This window comes from Thiohalocapsa sp. ML1, assembly GCF_001469165.1.
GTDB lineage: Bacteria > Pseudomonadota > Gammaproteobacteria > Chromatiales > Chromatiaceae > Thiohalocapsa.
Genome location: NZ_JABX01000070.1, coordinates 1 through 20,008, shown reverse-complemented (window position 1 = coordinate 20,008; position 20,008 = coordinate 1). Strand labels below are relative to the sequence as shown.

The following is a 20,008-nucleotide window of genomic DNA, read 5'->3' as shown; positions in this document are numbered from 1 at the left end:
AGAGCGGCGTCTTGCGCAGCCCGCTCGTTGGCGCAGATGGCGAGCCGAGCCGGAGCCGAGCCGGAGCCGGGCCGGAGAGCCGACCTCCAGGTCGGCTCCGCGCTCGCGAGATCACATCGCGCTCGGACGCCGTGTTGACCTGGAGGTCAACACTCCAGTCAACACCAGCGCGCGTCTTGCGCGGCCCGCTCGTTGGCGCAAGTGAATCAAAGGGCCGAGGGCCGAGGGCCGTGGAGCGCTCCCTTGGCCCTCGGCCCTTCCGCCTCGGTACGCCTCTTCGCGGCTCTGCCGCCCGATAGGCTTCCGGCCGGCGGAGCCGGCAAAGCAGGTGCCGAGGCAGAGCCTCGGCACCAGAACACGCTGAGGATCGCGGGCGCCGGTCGCGACAGCGATCAGGGCGTGCCGCCGCTCAGCGCCTCGGCACTGTCGGCAACAAGTCGCTCGATGCGCGTTGCGGCACCCACGCCCAGGCCGGCACCGGCGTCATCCAAACGCCGACCGCGACGCCGTAGAGGAAGGCTGAGGTGGTGAGGCAACCGAACCAAAGTGCCAGGGCTGTCATCGTTCTCTCCCGCTGCTGTGTGCCGCCGCCCTCGGAAGGGTGCTGGCGTGCGGCATGGTCGACGGGGCGAGCTGCTGCGCGGCCAAGCGCGGAGGACCGGATGCAAGGGCCTTGCGACAAGCCCTGCAAGCAGGCCCGGCAATCCGAGGCAGGCCGCAATCGTCACGTCAATCCCTTCGCCCCCAGGCTAGGCCACGGCGATGCCGCGGGGCGCGACGGACCGCACAGATTAAGGGAAAAGCAGCGGAGATATTCATGAAAACCACAGTTTTGGTTGAGGTGTGCAGGAGGCGCTGCATCGCGCGGCGCGTCCGCATAAAACGAGCCGGGCCGCAGCGCGGCCCGTTCCCCAACACATCGGCCGACGGCGCAACCCCGCCGCCGGCCGGGGCGCCGGCCGCTCAGCTCACCTTGATCTCGATGGCCTCGCCCGTCTCCGGGTCCGACAGGTGCACCGCGCAGGCGATGCAGGGGTCGAAGGAGTGGATGGTGCGCAAGATCTCGATGGGCTGCTTCGGGTCGTGCAGTTGCGTATTGTGCGCGAGCGCCGCCTCGTAGGCGCCGGGCACGCCTTGCGGGTCGCGCGGGCCGGCATTCCAGGTGGATGGCACCACGGCCTGATAGTTGGCGATGCGCTCGTCCTCGATGACGATCCAGTGCCCGAGCGCGCCGCGGGGTGCCTCCATGATGCCCGCGCCTTGGGCTTGCTTGGGCCAGCTCGCGGGCTCCCACAGCGCCTCCGCGAAGGTCTTGGTGTCGCCGGCCTTGACGTTGGCGATGAGCTGGTCGTACCAGCCCTGCATCGCGTCCGCGACGATCTGGCTCTCCAGCGTGCGCGCGGCGGTGCGCCCGAGGGTCGAGAACAGCGCCTGCACCGGCAAGCCCAGCGTGGCCAGCGTCGAGTCCACCAGCTCCTTGGCCTGGGCATGGGCCTTGGCGCTGGTGTCCGCGTACAAGAGCAGCATGCGCGCGAGGGGGCCGACCTCCACGGAGTGGCTGTGCCAGCGCGGTGACTTGAGCCAGGAATAGCCGTCGGCGACGTCCAACTGCTTATAAGGGGGCCTCACGCCGCCGCGCTTGTCGTACTCCAGCCTGGTCTCGCCCTGGTAGGGGTGCAGCCCCGCGTCGCTGCCGGCCTTGTAGCGATACCAGGAGTGGGAAATGAACTCCTGAATCTCGCCGTCCGCGTGCAGGTCCACCGGCTGGATGTTGCTCAAGTCGCGGTTCAGGATGGCCCCGCGCGGGAACAAAAAGTCTGATGTGTCGCTCAGGGACCCGCCGGAGATCGGCAGGTCGCCATAGCACAGGAAATTGCCCAGGCCCTCGCCGCGCTCGCCCCAGTCCTTGTAGAAGCTCGCGATGGCGATGGTATCCGGGACATACACCTGCGCGACGAAGCTCTGCATCAGCCGAATCAGGTCCTGCACCTGCGCCAGCTTCTTGGAGTTGATGGCGGAGTCCGAATTCAGATTGATCGGCGAGGGCACGCCGCCCACGACGAAGTTCGGATGCGGATTCTTGCCGCCGAAGATCGCATGCAGCTTGGCCACCTCGCGCTGCCAGCCGAGCGCCTCCAGGTAATGCGCGACGGCCATCAGGTTGGCCTCCGGCGGCAGCTTGTAGGCGGGATGGCCCCAATAGCCGTTCGCGAAGATGCCGAGCTGCCCGGACTCGACGAAGTTGCCGATGCGCTTCTGCACGTCGCTAAAGTAACCGGGCGAGGACTTGGGCCAACTGCTGATGCTCTGCGCGAGCTGCGACGTGGCGGCCGGGTCCGCGGAGAGCGCCGAGACCACGTCCACCCAGTCGAGCGCGTGCAGGTGATAGAAGTGCATCACGTGGTCGTGGATGTACTGGGCGCCGATCATCAGGTTGCGCACCAACTGCGCGTTCGGCGGAATCTCCACCTTCAGCGCGTCCTCCACGGCGCGCACGGAGGCCAGGCCGTGCACCAGCGTGCAAACGCCGCAGATGCGCTGCACGTAGGCCCAGGCGTCGCGCGGGTCGCGGCCCTTCAGGATGGTCTCGATGCCGCGCACCATGGTGCCGGAGGAATAGGCTGCCGCGATGTTCGGGCCGTCCATTTCGGCCTCGATGCGCAGGTGGCCCTCGATGCGGGTGATGGGGTCGACGACGACACGTTCGTTCATTGGTCTGTTCCGAGTTGCGAGTTGCGAGTCTCAAAATGGTGCCCGCAGGCACCGTGTTCTGTGCGGGGCTCGTTGCGAGCACGGCCGCCGGCCGGGCCGGCGGCGCGCGACTACTCGCCTCTCACGCCTCGCTCCTCGTCACTCTCCACCAGATGCTCCGCAATGAGCTCGGTCAGCCCGACGACGGGGATGTCCATGGTGTATTCCTCCAGGCCCTCTTCGAGCTGCGTCCGGCACGTGGCGCACATGGTCACCATGCGGTCGGGCGAGACCTCTTCGATCTGCGCCTTCTTCTTCTTGAAGGCGGCCATCTTGAGCTCCTCGGCGCGCTCGTTGGACGACACGCCGCCGCCGGCACCGCAGCACCACTGGTACTTGCCGTGCTCCTTGAGATCCACGAAGTTCTCGGCGACCAGGTCCATGAGATTGCGCTGCTGCTGAATCACGCCGCTCTTGCGGGCGAGGTTGCAGGGGTCGTGCAGCGAGAGGCGATCGTCCTCCTTGCCCTCGGTCTTGATGCGGCCCTCGGCGCGTAGCTGGTCCAACACCTCGATGATGTGAAAGACCTTGAACGGATAGGCGCGCTTGATGGCGTTCGGGCCCTCCCAGCGAATGGCCGTGTAGGCGTGGCCGCATTCGGGGCTGATGACGTTCTTGACGCCGAGCGCCGCCGCCGCGTCTACCACCCGCTGCACCAACGCCGCGGCGATGTCCTTAGAGCCGATCTGGATGCCGGCGTTGGTGGCCTCGAAGCACTGTTGGCTCAGCGTCCAACTGACACCGGCATGGGCAAAGATCTTGGTGATGGCTTCCAGGTATTCCGGGAAGTTGATGATCTCCATGGAGGACAGCAGCACGAGGTAATCCGCGCCCTGCTTGTCGATGGGCACCTCGAGCCCGCTGGAGGTCTCGACGTGCTTGATCTGCACGTCCAGCGTCTTCCATTGCAGACCCATGGGGCTGCCGGTCTTCACCGCGCGCACCGAGGCGGCGACGAGTCCTTCCGGCGCATGCCCGCTGGCCACCATGCCCTCGCGGGCCTTGCGGATCATGTACTGGATGTCGTTGCCGACGGGGCAGACCATGGAGCAGCGCCCGCACATGCTGCAGGAGTCATAGAGCAGCGGCTCCCATTCGGCGAGCATCTCGTCCGTGACCTTCTTGTCCCAGCCGAGCTTGGTTTTGATCCGGCCCCACAGGGTGAATTCGTTCTCCCACAGGATGCGCATGGGCTCCAGCTTGTGGATCGGCGTGTACTTCGGGTCGCCGGTCTCCACGTAGAACGGGCAGGCCGTGGCGCAGATTCCGCAATGGACGCAGCTTGAGAAGAACGACGCGACCGGCGCGTCCATCTCCTCGCGGAGCGCCTGCAGGCCACGCGCGAGTGAGAAGCTCTCGACGGGCGTCTCCAGGGGCGTCTCCAGGGGCGTCTCTACGGCGCCGGTGTCGCGTGTCAAAACGGCTTCGGTCATGACTGCACCCCCTTGCGGCCGAAAATGGCGCCGTTGTAATAGCGCGCCACAAAGGCCGTGAAGATATGTGTGAGCTTGGTGAAGGGCAGCACGATCAAAAAGATCTCCGCCGCGAGGATGTGAATGCCGAGTGCCAGCGGATAGGGGTTGATGAGCCGGTTGTAGGCGAGATAGCCGGTCAGCATCACCAGGAAGGTCACGCCCCAGATCAAATAGTCCTCGGTGGTCGATAGAAAGCGCTTTACCGGGTGCGACAGCCGATGCACCAGCGCCGCAAGCAGGCCCAGGATGGTAATCGCCGTGACGGCGTCCACCACCGGATTCGGCAGCGCCGGCCAAGCGATGCCGAAGGTGGACTTGATCAGCTCCACGTGCGGAATGAACAGCAACAGCGCGACGATGAAGCCGATGTGCCAGATGGTGCCCACCACCACATCGAAGGGCGCCGCCTTGAAGGTGCCGGGGTCGGTGTGGAAGCGCTTGTACATGGTGCGTAGTCCGCCTGCCATGGCGCTGCCGCGCGGGGCGGCGTAGTTGTGCGCGCGGCCGAGCGCGAAGATCTCGATCATGCGCGCCAGCATGCCGATGGCGAAGATCGCAACGGCGAGCTGGAACAGCGGCCCCTTGGTCAGCATCAGGAAGTCCATGGAGGTCATAGCTTCTGCTCCAGTTCGTCGACGGTGACCGTCTTGTGGTCGCTCCCCGCGGACTTGGCCAGCTTGCGACCGGCGAGCCCGGCTCCGATGCCCGCGGCGGCGCCGACGACGCCGGCCATCATCAGCGTGTCGCCGGTGTTGCCGGGCGGCACCGACAGCGCATCGTAGAAGCCGCCGGCGTCCCAGAAGTCCGGTTCGGAGCAGCCCAGGCAGGGCGCGCCGGCCTCAACCGGCCAGCTTGTGCCGCCGTTCCACTTCATGGTGGCGCAGGCGTTGTAGGTCATCGGCCCCTTGCAGCCGAGGCGGTACAGGCACCAGCCCTTGGTCGCGCCCTCGTCGTCGAAGGTCTCCGCGAACAGGCCCTTGTCGTAGAACGGGCGGCGGTAGCAGCGGTCGTGGATGGACTGGCCGAAGAAGGCGAGCGGGCGGTTGTATTCATCCAGCTCCGGCAGCTTGCCGAAGGTCAGGTACTGCGCCAGTACGCCGGTAATGACCATAGGCAGCGGCGGACAGCCGGAGACGTTGATGACCGGCTTATCCTTGACGAGGTCCTGTACGGCAACGGCGCCGGACGGGTTCGGATCGGCCTTCGGCAGGCCGCCGAAGGCCGCGCAGGTGCCCACGGCGATCACCGCGGCAGCGTCCGCCACCGTGTCCATCAGCATGTCGTAGTTGCTGATGCCGGCGATGGTGCTGTAGCCGGGGTTCGCGCCCAGGCCGGGCAGGGAGCCGTCCACCACCACCAGATACTCGCCGGCGTTCTCGCGCATCGCCGTTTCGCGGGCGTGCTCGGCGGCCTCGCCGGCGGCGGCCTGCAGCGTGTGGTGATAGTCCAGGCTGATGGTGTCGAGGATCAGGTTCTCGACCGTCGGCGAGAAGCTCCGGGTGAGCGACTCGGTGCAGCCAGTGCATTCCTGGAACGACAGCCAGATCACGGACGGGCGCCGCGCGCGCTCCAGCGCTTGGGCGATGGCCGGGGCCATGCTCGGCGGCAGCGCCATCATGCTGGCAGTGGCCGCGCAAAATTTCAGAAAGCCGCGTCGGGACACGCCGTTGCGCCGCAGGCTCTCGCCTAGGGTTCGGTGTGCCGCTGCGGGACGTGGGTTGGGCCATTGTGGATTCGATGGGGCCATCATCGTCCTCTCGGTTCTAGCTGGTGGCAGTCCGTTTGCCGGGTTCCGGAAATTCGGAGTCGGCGTCCGGCCGAGCCCCGGCTTCGAGTGCTGTGCGCCCCTGCGACGATGACCCTGAGCACGCCCGGGCGGAGCCGAGGGGCTCCGCCGACGCCCGCGGTCAGGCGTCGAAGCGGTCGCGTTGCTCGCCCGCGGCGAGGCGCTCGTCGAGGGCGGCCAAGCCGTCGGCGAGGTCGTCCGGGTGTGTGCGCAGGAGCTGTGGCACCGTGTCGATCTCGATGTGCAGCGCGACGCGCTGCGCCTCTGTGCTCTGGTATTCGACGACCCAGACGCCGCGGAAGGCGGTCTCGCGGATCTGGGACGGACCCAGCGCGTCCACGGTGGCAGTGACCTCGCCGGTGCCGAGCAGCGACAGCAGCCGCGCCTCGTCGCCGGGGCCGAAGGGCATGGCGCTGAGATCGATCTGCGTCGGTTCACCGGTCTCGATGAGCCGGGCCAGCGCGTGGCGGATCTCGCTCAGGATCGGCCAGGCATTGCCGAGCTCCTGCGCCGACGCAACGCCTTCGACGCGGACGGGGATGTCGCCGATGGATGCCACAGCAGCCTCCGATATCACTTGTTGATAATTTTAGACTTATCTTATGCGCGACGATTTGACCCACCGCACTTGTTGGACGCGCGCCTTAAGATTTCGCAACTGGGCGGAAGGGCGGAAGGGCGGAAGGGCGGAAGGGCGGAAGGGCCAAGGGCCAAGGGCCAAGGGGGAACGACTCCTCCTCGGCCCTTGGCCCTTGGCCCTCGGCCCCTGCTGCGCCCGCCGCGTGCCGGCCTGCGGCCCTGTCGCGCCCGCGCTCAGGTCTCGGCCCGCCAGCGCGCGAGCAGATCTTGGATCTGCGCCACGGCCGCCGGCACGGCCGCGGCTACCGCCGGCGTCAGCTCGCTGCCCCAGTCCACGCGCTCGGGCTCGATGCCGACAAGCGCGCGGCGGGCCGGCAGGCTGTCGGTGAGCCGGGCGATGTCGAACAGGTCCGACAGGCTCACCTCGTGCACGTTGTTCGCGTGCTTGGAGAGCTGCGCATCCATCGCCGCGCCTTCCAGCACCCGCACGCTGCCGGGCGGCTGGTCCATGCGGGCAGCATCGACGACGATGAGCCGCGCCGCTTCGGCAATGGGGCCGGCGAGGGTGAAGCTGAGCGTGCCGCCGTCGAGCAGCAGCAGGTCCGGGTCCGCGGTGGCGAGGGGTTCCAGCGCCGCCAGCACCGCGGCGCCGACGGCCTCGTCGGTGAGTAGAACGTTGCCGAGGCCGAGGATCAGCGTCGTCGGCACCGCGGCGTCTGCGTCAGACAGCGGGGCAGGCCCGGGCTCGGCGCCGTCGACGTCGGCGTCACGGGGAGGATTGGATTGATCAATCACAGGGAGAAGGCCCTTAGTGGTTGTCGGCCGGGTGCGGCGGGTTCAGACTCCGAGGACCGAGGGCGAAGGGCCGAGGATCGCTCCTTCGCCCTTCGCCCTTGGCCCCTGGCTCACTTGCGACAACGAGCGGGTGAATCTGCAAGCACTTGAGGAGATCCGACCATGTGCATCGGCATCCCGATGCAGATCATCGCCATCAACGGCATGGTGGCGCGCTGCGAGGCCAAGGGTGCGGAGCGCGATGCGACGCTCCTGCTGCTTGGACCGGACGAGGTCGCGGTGGGCGACTACGTGGTCGTGCATCTGGGTCATGCCATTGAGCGCATTGACGCCGCGCGCGCCGCGGAGGCCTGGGCGCTGTACGACGAGATGCTGTCGGCCGGGCAGGGCGGCTGAGCCCGTGCCCGGCGGCGGCGGCGGCAGCGGGCGCGGTGCCTTCGCGCCCGCTCGCGTGGCGTCAGCCCGCGGCGTGCAGAAACTCATCGGCAATGGCGTACTGGCGCTGCACCTCGTCGGTGTGCGCATCGGCGTCGTTCTCGACCAGCTCGCAGTTGTTGGCCATACGCGCCTGCATCGCGGCCTTCCAGGCGCGATTGGTCTTTTCGGTGAGCAGCGCGTCCGGCGTCAGCGCGGCGGCGATGGCTGCGGCGACAAAGTGGTCGGCTTGGGCAAGCCAGTCCGTGTCCTTGCCACAGTCGGTGTAGGTCTTGGTGGCGTAGGCCTTGGCGGCGCGGTAGGCGTCTTCCAGCTCCCCGGCCGTGGCGTCGGCGCGCAGCGCCGTGTCGATGGCGCGATTCACGCGCTCGTCGCGGCTGAGATGCAGCATGCTCTGCGCGAAGCGAGCGCCGATGATGCGTTGCTGCTCCGCCGGCAGCTTGTTGAGCAGGGTGCGCAGGTCTTGGTCGGTGCTGATACTGGGCATGGTCCAAACTCCGGTCGTGCCGCAACTGATGATACTCCGCTACTATCCTCCGGGTTTGCGGGAAGTCGCAATGATATGAATCAGGATGCCCAAGGCCCGCCGGGTGCAGGCTTCACGCAACGACAACCAACCCGCGCCGACGCCGACCGATGAAACGCACCGTCTACTTCGTCTCCGAGAGCACCGGCATCACCGCCGAGGCCATGGGCCACAGCCTGTTGTCGCAGTTCGACACCGTCGACTTCGAGCAGATCTATATGCCCTACATCAACACCGAGGCCCGCGCCCGCGCGCTCTGCCAGCGCATGGACGAGGCCTACGCCCGCGACGGTGCCCGGCCCGTCGTGTTCGCGACCATGCTCGACCGCGACATCGCCGACATCCTCCGGCAGGGCAACTGTTTCTACCAAGAGCTCTTCGAGCACTACGTGGAGCCGCTGAGCGCCGAGCTCGGCGTGCCGCCGAGCCGCAAGTCCGGCCGCAGTCACGCCATCATCAAGCCGAGCATGTACACAAAGCGCATCGACGCCATCAACTTCGCGATGGCCAACGACGACGGCGTGCGCCCCGACAACTTCCGCCACGCCGACGTCGTCCTCGCCGGCGTCTCGCGCAGCGGCAAGACGCCCACCTGCCTGTACCTGGCTATGCACTACGGGCTGCGCGCTGCCAACCATCCCATCACCGAAGAAGACTTCGAGACAGGCGACCTGCCGCCCGAGGTCGTCGCGGCCAAGGCCCACGTCTTTGGCCTCACCATCGACCCCCAGCGCCTGCAGGCCATCCGCGAAGAGCGCCGCCGCGGCAGCGCCTACGCCTCCGCCGAGCGCTGCATCCACGACATCCGCGAGGCGCAGAACATGTTCAAGCGCCACGGCATCCCGGTGCTCAACACCACCAACCAGTCCATCGAAGAGATCGCAGCGCAGATCCTGCGCGCGGTGAAGTCGCCGAACGGCACGGCGGCTTGAATCCGCTCGATCTCGGGCTCCTTGGCGAGGCCGACTGACGTAGGCGCGCCGTCCATGCTCGCGGTCGGCCGGAGTGTCGACCTCCCGGCCGACACGGGTCAGAGCGACGCCCGCTCGCGACACCGCTCCAGCGGTGTTGCGCCTCGAAGCCGGGGCTGATGATGACAGGCGCATTATCCCCGTGTGTTAGATATCCAAAAAGCAGCGGCTTACTGCATCCTTCCGACCTGAAATCGGGGCCGGAATCCCAGCCGTCTCGCCGACGCGCGATTGACTGGGAGCGCCGGCTTTCCAGCCGGCTCGGCGCCGTCGCGGCTCGATGCCGCGTCGGCGTCGCCTAGGCTGGCACAACGGCACCAGCGCAGTCGCCCGCCCGGCGGCGCGGCATGGGCAGTCGCCCTGCTCCAGCGCAGTCGATCGCGCGCCGGGGGCATCGAGCCCCCGGCGCGCGAAGCCGGCTAAAAGCCGGCGCTCCCAGTCCGCGACGGCTCGCTGTCCAGGCCGATTTTCGGGGATACCTCAGGCGCTGAACCTCTATTTCGCGCTGACCCTTGTTCCGCGGCTGAGTTGGTAGACGTGGTCTGTCCCCGGTATTCCCTGTCCCCGGTATTCCCTCAACTGCGTTGCCGCTGCTGCGGTGCGCCGATGCGCATCGTGCGAACCGGCATGCCGCCGCGTCCGCACTCCAGCGCATCGCCGCCGCAGCCGCTCGCCGCAGCCGAGGCGCCGGTGATGTAGCCGCCGCCGACAATCTGACCACTCGGTTTTCGGCTGCCGCAGGCCGAGGACCGCGCTCGGCTCGAATTCGGGCCAAACGGCGCGCGATCCCCGCTTCGGCCTGCCGCCGTCGCCGCAACGGCGACGAAGAAAGCCGGTGGTGCGCCGGCCGCGGGTCCCCGCGGCCGGCGCACCACCGGCTTCATGGAAGATGTTTTCTATGCCCTCCCCGTGATTCCTCGACCCCGGGCTCGTCCAACGACCGGTTCAGATCGCGGCTCGCTTCGCTCGCGCGATCTAACCTTGCTGCCGAGAAAGGGCAAGTGCAATCAAGCCGAAGCGGCACGCGAAAGCAATCCCGAATTCATCCGCCTGCGCCGCCGCCACTCCGCGGTCGAGTCCGCCATCAATGCGCTGGAGGCGCACGGCTTGGATCGCTGTCCTGATCACGGCATCGACGGCTTCAAGCGCTATGTCGCGCTGGCGGTGCTCGGGCGCAATCTGCATCGCCTCGGCGCCATCTTGCTGGAGCGCGACGCCGCAGCCGAAGAGCGAGGACGACGGCGCGCTGCCTGAGCCCCAATCCAGCAGAGTGGACGCGCCGCCCGGGGATTGGTCCGCCCCGAAAACGGCATTAATGAGAGCGGTGCGCATTACCCAGCCTGCGACCCAGGCGATCAACCCACCAATGGACAAAATCGCACGGCTTCACGCTGCGTGAATGGCGATTCCGGGCGGAAAAGCGAGTTTTCTGTCAGGCACTAATTATGAGTAATTGAATTGTCATTGTCCGAGCTGTCAATTGTCAATTGTCGTAATTGTCTAATTGTCACCGTAATTCTCCTATTTCCCTTTGAGGGCCTTCTCGTATTCCCGGTGGTGTCCAATCCAGAACCAATGGAATTCCCCTGCTTTCTCAAGTGCAAGGGCGCGATACTTTCACTTACACGGGCTGACCACAGACGACCGCCAACCTTCTTAAAGTGCAGTGACGGATGCCACGGATCCTTCTGCCACGTACGGTATTGCTTCTTTGCTCTCTCCTTCTCCTCTTGGGGAAGACGCCGGAAAGCAGACCAAAACTTAGGAGTCGCGTAGGATCTCATCTAGTGGCTTCACCTTGCCTTCCGCAATGTCTTCCTCCGCTTCGGCGATCAGATCATCCAGCCGGCCGGCGGCGAAGTCACTCTCCAGTTGCAGATCCCAAGCATCCCAGTAGATATCGTTGATCCTCAGAACCAAAGAGTTCCTTTCCTCCGCAGGGAGCTGCCGGATCGCCAATTCAATTTCGTGAACAGGATTCATAGCCATACGCTATTGACCTTCCGGGATTTGTCAAGTGGCTCACTCGGACAACGTTAACCGCAGCCCGCGCCGAACTGCGGCCACGCGCGAACCCGCCGCCGCAGTTTACACTTGTTCGCGGGTGCCCGCTTCCCGCGGACCGATGCGCGGATCTCCCTGGTTACCGCGTGTTCTCGATCTCAGGCTCCACACGGTCAGGCTCGACACGGCCTCGGACCCCGGGGAGTATCCGTGCCGCTCGCCGTGGCGCGACACGGATTGTTGCCTACCGGCGGGTCAAAACCGCCGGCACTCACCAACCAAACTTTTCGGGGCTTAACACCTTCAGGGTCGGCATCCGTTGCCTTTGCACCTCGCCTGCTTATCAGCCCAAGCATCGACGCGCCTGTTACCAGTCGCGCCGCAGGCTCGATACTGGGCTCGCGGCTCACGATTACCGAGGCGGGAGCCGCACCCGCTGGAACACGCGGCCTTGCCAGGCCGCAGTGACCCCGGCCTTGTGCGGTGTATTAAGCGCATTTAGTAAACTGGCACCGTAATTTCGTTTGCCGGCGGATCTCAGACCGGGCCCCGCTCGTCTCCCCCACATGCGCGATGCGGCAACGCCACTGCAACGGCCGAGTCCACTGCTGAACAAAGCGTATCGTAGGTGACCGGCTTCAATAGGGTATGCAGCATTCCGACGTCACGGCACAGGGCGGAGCGCTCTTCGCTCATCGACGCACTGGTCCCCACGATTGCGATGTACGGCAAGGCACCCTCTGCATGAAGACGCCTCAACTCCGCTGCCGCTGCGAGTCCGTCCATGACGGGCATATCGATGTCCATCACCACGGCAACTGGTGGACATCGGAGGCAACTCTCGACCGCTTCCCGCCCGTCCATGGCTACGGCCACCTCGTAGCCCCGTTTGCGCAACATCACGCAGTTGACCCGGTTCGCGACGAGGTTGTCGTTTACAACGAGAACAAGGGGATCGTGCATGGCCATACCTCTAGAGAAATCTCTCCTTCTGCGCCCAACGTCAACGCAGGCCCGCCGCGCGTTGCCGCGTCGAAAGTGACGCGAAGGCGCGGAAACGGGCGGACGGCACGCCCCGCTTGTCATGCATGGGATTGGGCAACGAGATAAAGTCTATCCGGCGTCGATAACTGAACTGAACGGGGACATAATCTACGTTGAATGCAAGCTGGGCTTGTCTTGCGGCCTCAAAGCCTAGATTCATCGCGTCGTTCTCGACAGACCAATCTATGGTGGTTGTCACGGCAAGCGGAGGCCCTCAATTGCTGCATAACGTGAACCGTCAACCATAGCCTGCGGCGTACTGCGGCCTGAGCGAGAGCGAAGGCCGCAGTTTGGCCTCGGAGCTTGAGGGTAGGCTGTTCAATTTCGCCCTGTTCACGCACTTTTCGGTCCCACAGTTCTGTGCCGGTAGGGTGGCTCGCGAAACTGCGTAAGACACTGTTTTTCAGAGCAAAGATCGAGCAATATGCGACGCAAGAAAACTGCGTGAGCCGCAACAAGGCGAAACGGGTCAGATTGAACTACCTAGCTTGAGGGCACGCTACACAATGTCTTCTCTTCTACTGCTCGGCGGCCCCGGTCATTTAAGTAAACTGTTCCCGGATCTGGTCCCCGGATCTGTCGATCTGTCCCCGGATCTCACGACCAGCCAGCACGCGGTCGGACGTGGCGCTGTTGTTGGGCTCTTCCTTCCGTAGTGCCTCAAGCCAAGCGCGATGAGATGCGAGGTATGCTTGTTCCGCGGTCCAAGACATGCCTTCTGTATCGTGACAGATCTTGTCTCGAGCGCCCCGCATCAACTCGACAGCATTAATCGTCATAATTCAGCACCTCCATCGGTGATCGGATCTCAAGCATTGGATACCCAAGTCGCAGGTTCACAGAGTTATATCCATGGATACGCTCAAGATTTACAATGTGCTTGAAGTTCCAGCTTACAAGAACGTCGGCACGACAGATCGTAGCAGTTGCAATATGTTGTGCGTCTATTCTGCTCTTCCTGGCAACAACACCTTCGTTCAAATAGGCTTCCGATAAGTGCGCAGCCTCTTCAGAAAAGCTCACAAACTCGATGTGTTCCACAGGTACGGATAGCAGTACGTCACGAACCGGCTCTGGTGCCGCCTCCAACTCGGCCAGAGTAAGATCGGAAACGACGAGAACTGCGGCGCCTGAGCGAAAGGCATCAAAAAGCGGGATCGATCCGTGCTCGAATTCGACATCGAAGCAGCCGCCTACCGCGGAAGTGTCGGTGTAAATCCTACGCCTCATGGCTACTCATGAACTCGTGACTGCTGCGTTACCCTCCGCGGAGCCGAGCCGGCCCCGTTGAGCGCAGATGTAACAGATGGCTGGCAAGTTGACGACTCAGTAAGCATAGCAGACCGCGACGACGCGCGTCGTTGGGCTGCTCCGCTGGTTGGGCGACTCCTCATTCTATCCGGGTCGCACGGACTCCGGAATTAAGTAAACTGTCCTCGAATTCCGAATACGGGCCAAACGGCGCGCGATCCCCGCTTCGGCCTGCCGCCGTCGCCGCAACGGCGACGAAGAAAGCCGGTGGTGCGCCGGCCGCGGATCCCCGCGGCCGGCGCATCACCGGCTTCATGGAAGATGTTTTCTATGCCCTCCCCGCGATTCCTCGACCCCGGGCTCGTCCAACGACCGGTTCAGATCGCGGCTCGCTTCGCTCGCGCGATCTAACCTTATTCGTTGGGCAATAATCTGGCCTAGCGAATTAATGGTGGTCTGTCCCCGTTTTCCTCGCTGGTCTATTTCAACGCGGAGGACTGCGCCGTGGAGGCCGCACGCGTGGCGGAGCACGGCGGCAGCGTGCTGCAGGAGAAGATGTCCATCGGCCAGTACGGCTTCATCGCCCTGGCCAGGGATACCGAGGGTAATACCATCGGGTTCCACTCCATGGGCTAGCTTCTCCATGGGCTAGCTTCGTGCGCAGCCCGCTCGTTGGCGCAAGTTGATCAAAGGAACGAGCGCCGAGGAACGAGGGCCGAGGGCCGAGGAGCGCTCCCTTGGCCCTTTGCTCTCAGGTCTCGTCGTAAAACTTGCCTTATCCGCAAGCATTTCGCGCGCTCGAAATCGAAGGCGACAGCCGCATGCGGCTTGTGCGCAGGTCGGCGCCCGCGGCATCCGAGCCGCGGTGCCGGTTCGCGTCAGCCGCCCTTGGCCGACGACAGCAGTTGGTCGCGCTTGTCCGCGTCCATGGCGCGATAGGCCTTGAGCAAGTCGAGCTCCTCGGCGTTGGCGGCGCACTGGTCGTCCAGGCAGAGCACGTGCGCTGCCGTGACGTTGCCCAGGGCCTCCGCCAGCGCATGCGCACCCTCCAGGCTGATGCGACGCACGCCCTGCTCGTAGTTGCTGATGCGGGATTTACTGTAGTTGCCGCCGGTCAGCTCGCCGAGCTGGCTCAAGCTGAGTCCGCGGGCTTCGCGTGCGGCTCGCAGCCGCGCGCCTATGGCGCGGTTGAGCGCCTCTTCCGGTTTGTTCATATCCGCCCCGTGTTGCATTGCGATCGCTCTTTGCGATGGCTCGTTGCGCCCTGGCGGTTGCCGAGGCGTGTGGGCGCATCCTAGCCGACCGCGCTTGTGTTGTGCTCCCGGAAACAGGGGTCCGGTCGTCCACGGACACACGTTTCCGGTAGCGGCGCAAGGATGGCTGCAAAGCCCCCTTGTTGCAACCGGCGTTGCGCCTGCACGCGATAAGATTAGGCTGTTGACGTTCAAAGGGTGCTGTTCGACGCGTGCGCCGCGCGCTTGTCGGTGCCGCGCCGCGGGAGCATTTAGGCCTCGGCGGCGACCACGGCGGTCCGTCGCGCCGCGCGGGCCGAGTCGCGGCCGTCGCGGAACCCGCACGCCGTCGGCGGTCTCAAACACCTGTTGAACACGCCGTGGAAGCGCTTGGCCCGTTCGCGCGACGAATCCCCACCCATGCCACCCCCGAAGGAAGCTCCCCCACGCATGCGCTTGCTTATCATCCTGCTGTTGTTGCTGCCCTGTGTCGCCGCCGCCGCGCCGGGTGTCATCGTCGCCGAGGCCGCGCCCGAGCAATGGACCGATCGCACCGAGGCGCTCGGCACGCTGCGGGCGAACGAGTCCGTGGTGGTGACGGCGAACGTGACGGAGACCATCTCCGAGATCCACTTCGACGACGGCCAGCGCGTGGCCGCGGGCGATGTGCTGGTGAAGATGACGAGCAGCGAGGAGACGGCGCTGCTGGAAGAGGTGCAGGCGCGGGTCGCGGAGGCGGAGCAGCAGTACGACCGGGTCAAGTCCCTGGCCAGAACCGGCTCGGCGCCGGTGTCGCTGCTCGATGAGCGCCGGCGCGATCTCGATACCGCCCGCGCGTCGCTGGTCGCCGTCGAGTCCCGGCTCAAGGACCGGCTGGTGAAGGCGCCCTTCGCCGGCGTCGTGGGGCTGCGCAATATCAGCCTCGGGGCGCTGGTGGAGCCGGGCGATGTCATCACCACGCTGGACGACGACCGCGTGATGAAGCTCGACTTTTCCGTGCCGAGCGTGTTTCTGCCGTCGATCGCGCCCGGGCTGGCCATTGAGGCCGCGGCGCCGGCACTCGGCGAGCGCATGTTCACCGGCGAGATCTCCGCCATCGATACGCGTGTCGATCCGGTGACGCGCTCCGTGCAGGTGCGCGCCCTGCTGCCGAACCCGGACCGGCTGCTGCGCCCGGGGCTCTTGATGCGGGTCGAGCTGCTGCGCAACCCGCGCCGGGGCTTGGCGATTCCGGAGTCCGCGCTGCTGCATCGGGGCAATGAGCACTTCGTGCTGGCCGTGGGCGAGGGCGACGACGGCCAGTCGTTGCCGGAGCGTCGCCAGGTCCAGATCGGCGCGCGCCGGCCGGGCTTCGTCGAGGTCGTCTCCGGACTCACGGCCGGCGAGCGCGTCATCACCCACGGCGCGGACAAGGCGAAGCCGGGCGAGCCGGTGAGCATCCTGGCCGTCGACGACGGCTCGCGCACGCTGGCCGAGATGCTGGCGCAGCGGGTGGACAGCGTTGCCGCCGAGCAGCCCGCCGCCGGGGCCGCACGATGATCCTGTCCGACATCTCGGTGCGCCGCCCGGTGCTGGCAACGGTGCTGTCGCTGTTGCTCGTGGCCTTCGGCCTGGTGGCGTTCGACCGGCTGCCGCTGCGGGAGTATCCGGACATCGACCCGCCGGTGGTGTCGGTGGACACGGCCTATCCGGGCGCCGCGGCCAATGTGGTGGAGACGCGCATCACGCAGCTCATCGAGGACCGCATCGCGGGTGTGGAGGGCATCGAGACCATCGAGTCGGTGTCGCTGGACGGGCGCTCCACCATCACTATTGAGTTTGCCATCGGCCGCGACATCGACGGCGCCGCCAACGACATCCGCGACCGGGTGTCGGGCATCCTGGACCAGTTGCCGACGGAGGCGGAGCCGCCGGACATCCAGAAGGTGGACAGCAACGAAGACGTCATCATGTGGCTGAATCTGGTCAGCGACCGGATGACGGTGCCGGAGCTGACCGACTACGCCCGCCGCTATCTGGAAGATCGCTTCTCGGTGCTCGACGGCGTCGCCCGCGTGCGCATCGGCGGCGACCAGACCTATGCCATGCGCGTGTGGCTGGACCGCAATGCGCTCGCCGCCCGCGGGCTGACCGTGAGCGACATCGAGTCGGCGCTGCGGGCCGAGAACATCGAGCTGCCCGCCGGCAACGTCGAGTCCGTGCAGCGGCAGTTCAGCGTGCGCACCGAGCGCAACTTCGAGACGCCGGACCAGTTCGCGGCCCTGGTCATCGCCCGCGGCGACGACGGCCACCTGGTGCGCTTGGGCGATGTCGCCCGCGTGGAGCTCGGCACCGAGGAGGACCGGACGGTGTTTCGCGGCAACGGCGTGCCGATGATCGGGCTCGGCATTGTCAAGCAGTCCACGGCCAACACCATCGCGGTGGCCGACGGCGCCCGGGCCGAGATGGCGCGCATCAACCCGACCCTGCCCGAGGGCATGGAGATCAAGCAGTCCTACGACACCTCGGTGTTCGTCAAGGACGCGATCCGCGAGGTCTACAAGACGCTCGCCATCGCCATCGGCTTGGTGGTGCTGGTGATTTTTCTGTTTCTGGGCTCCGTGCGGGCGATGCTGGTGCCGGCCGTGACCGTGCCGGTGTCGCTGATCGCGACCTTCACGGTGCTGCTCGCGCTCGGCTTCACGGTCAACATCTTGACCCTGCTCGCGCTGGTGCTCGCCATCGGGCTGGTGGTGGACGACGCCATCGTGGTGCTGGAGAACATCCACCGGCGCATGGAGCAGTACGGCGAGACGCGGCTGGTGGCAGCCTACCGCGGCACCCGGCAGGTGGGCTTCGCGGTCATTGCCACCACGGTGGTGCTGGTGGCCGTGTTCGTGCCGATCGCCTTCCTGCAGGGCGATGTGGGCCGGCTGTTCACGGAGTTCGCGCTGACCATGGCCGCGGCCGTCAGCTTCTCGACCTTTCTCGCGCTGACGCTGGCGCCGATGCTGGCGTCGAAGATCCTGCCGCAGGCGCACCCCGGCGAGCGGCGCCAGGCGGGCATGAGCAGCTTTGTGGACCGGCTCTTCGGCGGCGTGCGGCGGGTCTACGGCGTGCTGCTGCGGTTCTTCTTGCGCCAGAAGTGGCTGGTGGTGCTCTTGTTCGCCGGCACCACCGCCGGCGCCTGGTGGCTGTTCGAGCAGATCCCGCAGGAATATGCGCCGAAGGAGGACCGCGGGGCCTTCTTTCTGCTCGTGAACGGCCCGGAAGGGGCCTCCTTCGGCTACATGACCGAGTACATGGACGAGATCGAGCGGCGCCTCCTGCCCTATGCCGAGTCCGGTGAGGCGACGCGCGTGCTGCTGCGCACGCCGCGCGGCTTCGGCGGCGGCGAGGGCTTCAACACCGGCATCGTCATCCTGGTCATGGCGCCCTTCGGCGAGCGCCGGCCGACCTGGGCCGTCATGGAGGAGATCCGCGCCAAGCTCGCGGACCTGCCCGGCGTGCGCGCCTTCCCGGTGATGCGCCAGGGCTTCGGCGCGCGCATCCAGAAGCCGCTCCAGTTCGTCATCGGCGGCGGCACCTATGAGGAACTGGCCGCCTGGCGCGACATCCTGGTCGCCGAGATCGACAAGTCCAACCCGGGCCTGGTCGGCGTCGATTGGGACTACAAGGAGACCAAGCCGCAACTGCGCGTGGCCATCGACTACGACCGCGCCGCGGACTTGGGCGTCACGGTCGGCACCATCGGCCGCACGCTGGAGACCATGCTCGGCTCGCGCAAGGTCACGACGTACATCGACGCCGGCGAGGAGTACGACCTGATCCTGGAGGGCGAGCGCGACGCCCAGCGCACCCCGGCGAGCCTGCAGAACATCTACGTCCGCTCCGAGCGCAGCGGCGAGCTGATCCCGCTGTCCAACCTGGTCCGCGTCAGCGAGACGGCGGACTCCAGCAGCCTGAACCGCTACAACCGCGTGCGCGCCATCACCATCGAGGCCAATCTGGCCGAGGATCTGGCCCTAGGCGATGCGCTGGCCTACCTGGACGGTCTCGTCGCCGAGTATCTGCCCGAGCAGGCGGTTGTGGACTACAAGGGCCAATCGCAGGACTTCCGCGGCTCCGGCGGCGGCATCCTGTTCGTGTTCCTGCTCGGCGTCGCCGTCGTCTTTCTGGTGCTCGCCGCGCAGTTCGAGTCCTGGGTGCATCCGCTGGTCATTATGCTGACGGTGCCGCTCTCCATGGCCGGCGCGCTGCTCGGGCTCTGGCTCACCGGGCAGACGCTCAACATCTACAGCCAGATCGGGCTCATCATGCTGGTGGGCCTGTCGGCCAAGAACGGCATCCTCATCGTCGAGTTCGCCAACCAGCTCCGCGATGAGGGCAAGGCCTTCCGCGACGCGCTGCTGGAAGCCGCCGACGTGCGCCTGCGCCCCATCGTCATGACCGGCATCACCACCGCCGCCGGCTCCATCCCGCTCCTGCTCAGCACCGGCGCCGGCGCCGAAACCCGCACCGTCATCGGCACCGTGATCCTGTTCGGCGTGCTCGCCGCGACGCTGTTCACGCTCTTCGTCGTGCCGGTGGCCTACGACCTCTTGGCCCGCCGCACCGGCTCGCCGGGGGACGTGGCGCGGCGGTTGGAGCGGGAGGAGGCGGCGGTGCCGGAGGCACATGCCGCGCACGACGCCACGGGCTTGGCAGGTTGACGCTTGGGCTGCAAACTGTTGCCACGATGTCTGCGATGAGCTCGATAGCCATGACTGCCGCACTGACTTCTCTCACCCTGGAACCGCAGGCGCCACCCCTGCATCGGGATGCGTCTGGCGTGATCCGCGTCGGCCGGACGCGAGTCACCCTCGAAAGCGTCGTTTCCCTGTTCGATCAAGGCGCCAGTGCGGAAGAGATCGGCCTGCGCTACGACGTGCTCGAACTGCCGGACATCTATGCAACCCTGAGCTATGTGCTTAGCCATCGCGACGCCGTCCAGGGCTATCTCGATCGTGCCCGTCAACGTTCTGCGGAGGCGCGATGCGATGCGGAGCGTCGCTCGCCGTCGGCCGAGATCCGCAAGCGCCTGAACCACACGTAGACACGCACGGACGGTATCGGCATCGTCCGGATGCAGGGGACTCCGGGGGTCTCGATCAACCATTTGTGGAGAAGCCTGTGAACTA

Annotated in this window: 19 protein-coding genes and 1 pseudogene; 7 read left to right on the top strand and 13 right to left on the bottom strand. The window is 66.1% G+C overall.

Annotated elements, in window-relative coordinates; genetic code table 11:
* Positions 1-409 precede the first annotated feature (409 nt).
* The 7 genes from ML01_RS29815 to ML01_RS25120 all read right to left on the bottom strand — a co-directional run bounded on the left by ML01_RS29815 (position 410) and on the right by ML01_RS25120 (position 7,386).
* Positions 410-562 (bottom strand): hypothetical protein, encoded by a 153-nt coding sequence (locus tag ML01_RS29815; RefSeq protein ID WP_162268108.1) that lies wholly within the window; start codon positions 560-562, stop codon positions 410-412.
* A 401-nt stretch (positions 563-963) separates the two neighbouring features.
* Positions 964-2,712 (bottom strand): nickel-dependent hydrogenase large subunit, encoded by a 1,749-nt coding sequence (locus ML01_RS25145; RefSeq protein ID WP_058558124.1) that lies wholly within the window; start codon positions 2,710-2,712, stop codon positions 964-966.
* Between the two features lie 110 nt (positions 2,713-2,822).
* Entirely contained in the window at positions 2,823-4,064 is a 1,242-nt protein-coding gene (locus ML01_RS25140) for a (Fe-S)-binding protein (protein ID WP_058558127.1), read from the bottom strand.
* 116 nt (positions 4,065-4,180) lie between these two features.
* Positions 4,181-4,840 carry a hypothetical protein gene (locus ML01_RS25135; RefSeq protein WP_058558123.1) on the bottom strand — a complete coding sequence of 220 codons (660 nt, stop codon included), beginning with the start codon at positions 4,838-4,840 and terminating at the stop codon, positions 4,181-4,183.
* The gene (locus ML01_RS25130) at positions 4,837-5,973 is read right to left on the bottom strand and encodes a hydrogenase small subunit (protein ID WP_058558126.1); all 1,137 of its coding nucleotides are present in this window, start codon (positions 5,971-5,973) and stop codon (positions 4,837-4,839) included. The genes ML01_RS25135 and ML01_RS25130 overlap by 4 nt, the downstream gene beginning before the upstream one ends.
* Before the next feature lie 160 nt (positions 5,974-6,133).
* Positions 6,134-6,571, bottom strand: coding sequence for a hydrogenase expression/formation C-terminal domain-containing protein (locus tag ML01_RS25125; RefSeq protein ID WP_058558122.1), 438 nt, complete (start codon positions 6,569-6,571; stop codon positions 6,134-6,136).
* A 254-nt stretch (positions 6,572-6,825) separates the two neighbouring features.
* Complete coding sequence (locus tag ML01_RS25120) at positions 6,826-7,386, bottom strand: hydrogenase maturation protease (RefSeq protein WP_371258249.1); 561 nt, start codon at positions 7,384-7,386, stop codon at positions 6,826-6,828.
* Between the two features lie 162 nt (positions 7,387-7,548).
* Between ML01_RS25120 and ML01_RS25115 the strand changes: the two genes are divergently transcribed.
* Positions 7,549-7,782 (top strand): HypC/HybG/HupF family hydrogenase formation chaperone, encoded by a 234-nt coding sequence (locus ML01_RS25115; RefSeq protein ID WP_058558120.1) that lies wholly within the window; start codon positions 7,549-7,551, stop codon positions 7,780-7,782.
* Between the two features lie 61 nt (positions 7,783-7,843).
* Here ML01_RS25115 and ML01_RS25110 read toward each other — a convergent pair whose 3' ends face one another.
* Positions 7,844-8,308 (bottom strand): hypothetical protein, encoded by a 465-nt coding sequence (locus ML01_RS25110; RefSeq protein WP_058558119.1) that lies wholly within the window; start codon positions 8,306-8,308, stop codon positions 7,844-7,846.
* A 149-nt stretch (positions 8,309-8,457) separates the two neighbouring features.
* On the opposite strand from ML01_RS25110, the gene ML01_RS25105 reads away from it, so the two are divergent.
* Positions 8,458-9,279, top strand: a complete 822-nt coding sequence (locus tag ML01_RS25105) for a pyruvate, water dikinase regulatory protein (RefSeq protein ID WP_058558118.1) — start codon at positions 8,458-8,460, stop codon at positions 9,277-9,279.
* Positions 9,280-9,893: 614 nt separating this feature from the next.
* On the opposite strand, the gene ML01_RS29390 is transcribed toward ML01_RS25105, so the two are convergent.
* Positions 9,894-10,202, bottom strand: coding sequence for a hypothetical protein (locus ML01_RS29390; RefSeq protein WP_156427992.1), 309 nt, complete (start codon positions 10,200-10,202; stop codon positions 9,894-9,896).
* Positions 10,203-10,299: 97 nt separating this feature from the next.
* Here ML01_RS29390 and ML01_RS25100 point away from each other — a divergent pair.
* Positions 10,300-10,572: pseudogene (locus tag ML01_RS25100) on the top strand (ISNCY family transposase); the annotation flags it as partial.
* 507 nt (positions 10,573-11,079) lie between these two features.
* On the opposite strand, the gene ML01_RS25095 reads toward ML01_RS25100, so the two are convergent.
* The 3 genes from ML01_RS25095 to ML01_RS28050 form a co-directional block, all read right to left on the bottom strand.
* Positions 11,080-11,307, bottom strand: a complete 228-nt coding sequence (locus tag ML01_RS25095) for a hypothetical protein (RefSeq protein ID WP_216819272.1) — start codon at positions 11,305-11,307, stop codon at positions 11,080-11,082.
* Positions 11,308-11,859: 552 nt separating this feature from the next.
* Positions 11,860-12,285: a response regulator gene (locus ML01_RS25090; RefSeq protein WP_162268107.1), complete on the bottom strand. Its 426-nt coding sequence runs from the start codon at positions 12,283-12,285 to the stop codon at positions 11,860-11,862.
* Positions 12,286-13,134: 849 nt separating this feature from the next.
* Positions 13,135-13,596 carry a PIN domain protein gene (locus tag ML01_RS28050; RefSeq protein ID WP_082674663.1) on the bottom strand — a complete coding sequence of 154 codons (462 nt, stop codon included), beginning with the start codon at positions 13,594-13,596 and terminating at the stop codon, positions 13,135-13,137.
* Positions 13,597-14,121: 525 nt separating this feature from the next.
* Here ML01_RS28050 and ML01_RS31145 point away from each other — a divergent pair.
* Positions 14,122-14,253: a hypothetical protein gene (locus ML01_RS31145; RefSeq protein WP_256363670.1), complete on the top strand. Its 132-nt coding sequence runs from the start codon at positions 14,122-14,124 to the stop codon at positions 14,251-14,253.
* Positions 14,254-14,495: 242 nt separating this feature from the next.
* Here the strand turns inward: ML01_RS31145 and ML01_RS25080 are convergent, their stop codons facing one another.
* Complete coding sequence (locus tag ML01_RS25080) at positions 14,496-14,849, bottom strand: helix-turn-helix transcriptional regulator (protein WP_254045390.1); 354 nt, start codon at positions 14,847-14,849, stop codon at positions 14,496-14,498.
* A 450-nt stretch (positions 14,850-15,299) separates the two neighbouring features.
* On the opposite strand from ML01_RS25080, the gene ML01_RS25075 reads away from it, so the two are divergent.
* From ML01_RS25075 to ML01_RS25065, 3 genes are read left to right on the top strand one after another with little or no spacing between them, the layout of a single operon-like run.
* Positions 15,300-16,388, top strand: a complete 1,089-nt coding sequence (locus ML01_RS25075) for an efflux RND transporter periplasmic adaptor subunit (RefSeq protein ID WP_058558114.1) — start codon at positions 15,300-15,302, stop codon at positions 16,386-16,388.
* Positions 16,385-19,540 (top strand): efflux RND transporter permease subunit, encoded by a 3,156-nt coding sequence (locus tag ML01_RS25070; protein WP_058558113.1) that lies wholly within the window; start codon positions 16,385-16,387, stop codon positions 19,538-19,540. Before ML01_RS25075 ends, ML01_RS25070 begins: the two co-directional genes overlap by 4 nt.
* A 50-nt stretch (positions 19,541-19,590) precedes the next feature.
* On the top strand, positions 19,591-19,923 hold the full coding sequence (locus ML01_RS25065) for a DUF433 domain-containing protein (RefSeq protein ID WP_162268106.1): 333 nt from the start codon (positions 19,591-19,593) through the stop codon (positions 19,921-19,923).
* Positions 19,924-20,008: the final 85 nt, after the last annotated feature.

Excerpts from the sequence above, each read along its gene's own strand:
- ML01_RS29815 (WP_162268108.1), bottom strand. The coding sequence starts at position 562 with ATGACAGCCCTGGCACTTTGGTTCGGTTGCCTCACCACCTCAGCCTTC.
- ML01_RS25145 (WP_058558124.1), bottom strand. The coding sequence starts at position 2,712 with ATGAACGAACGTGTCGTCGTCGACCCCATCACCCGCATCGAGGGCCAC.
- ML01_RS25140 (WP_058558127.1), bottom strand. The coding sequence starts at position 4,064 with ATGGACGCGCCGGTCGCGTCGTTCTTCTCAAGCTGCGTCCATTGCGGA.
- ML01_RS25135 (WP_058558123.1), bottom strand. The coding sequence starts at position 4,840 with ATGACCTCCATGGACTTCCTGATGCTGACCAAGGGGCCGCTGTTCCAG.
- ML01_RS25130 (WP_058558126.1), bottom strand. The coding sequence starts at position 5,973 with ATGGCCCCATCGAATCCACAATGGCCCAACCCACGTCCCGCAGCGGCA.
- ML01_RS25115 (WP_058558120.1), top strand. The coding sequence starts at position 7,549 with ATGTGCATCGGCATCCCGATGCAGATCATCGCCATCAACGGCATGGTG.
- ML01_RS25110 (WP_058558119.1), bottom strand. The coding sequence starts at position 8,308 with ATGCCCAGTATCAGCACCGACCAAGACCTGCGCACCCTGCTCAACAAG.
- ML01_RS25105 (WP_058558118.1), top strand. The coding sequence starts at position 8,458 with ATGAAACGCACCGTCTACTTCGTCTCCGAGAGCACCGGCATCACCGCC.
- ML01_RS29390 (WP_156427992.1), bottom strand. The coding sequence starts at position 10,202 with ATGAAGCCGGTGGTGCGCCGGCCGCGGGGACCCGCGGCCGGCGCACCA.
- ML01_RS25095 (WP_216819272.1), bottom strand. The coding sequence starts at position 11,307 with ATGGCTATGAATCCTGTTCACGAAATTGAATTGGCGATCCGGCAGCTC.
- ML01_RS25090 (WP_162268107.1), bottom strand. The coding sequence starts at position 12,285 with ATGCACGATCCCCTTGTTCTCGTTGTAAACGACAACCTCGTCGCGAAC.
- ML01_RS28050 (WP_082674663.1), bottom strand. The coding sequence starts at position 13,596 with ATGAGGCGTAGGATTTACACCGACACTTCCGCGGTAGGCGGCTGCTTC.
- ML01_RS25080 (WP_254045390.1), bottom strand. The coding sequence starts at position 14,849 with ATGCAACACGGGGCGGATATGAACAAACCGGAAGAGGCGCTCAACCGC.
- ML01_RS25075 (WP_058558114.1), top strand. The coding sequence starts at position 15,300 with ATGCGCTTGCTTATCATCCTGCTGTTGTTGCTGCCCTGTGTCGCCGCC.
- ML01_RS25070 (WP_058558113.1), top strand. The coding sequence starts at position 16,385 with ATGATCCTGTCCGACATCTCGGTGCGCCGCCCGGTGCTGGCAACGGTG.
- ML01_RS25065 (WP_162268106.1), top strand. The coding sequence starts at position 19,591 with ATGACTGCCGCACTGACTTCTCTCACCCTGGAACCGCAGGCGCCACCC.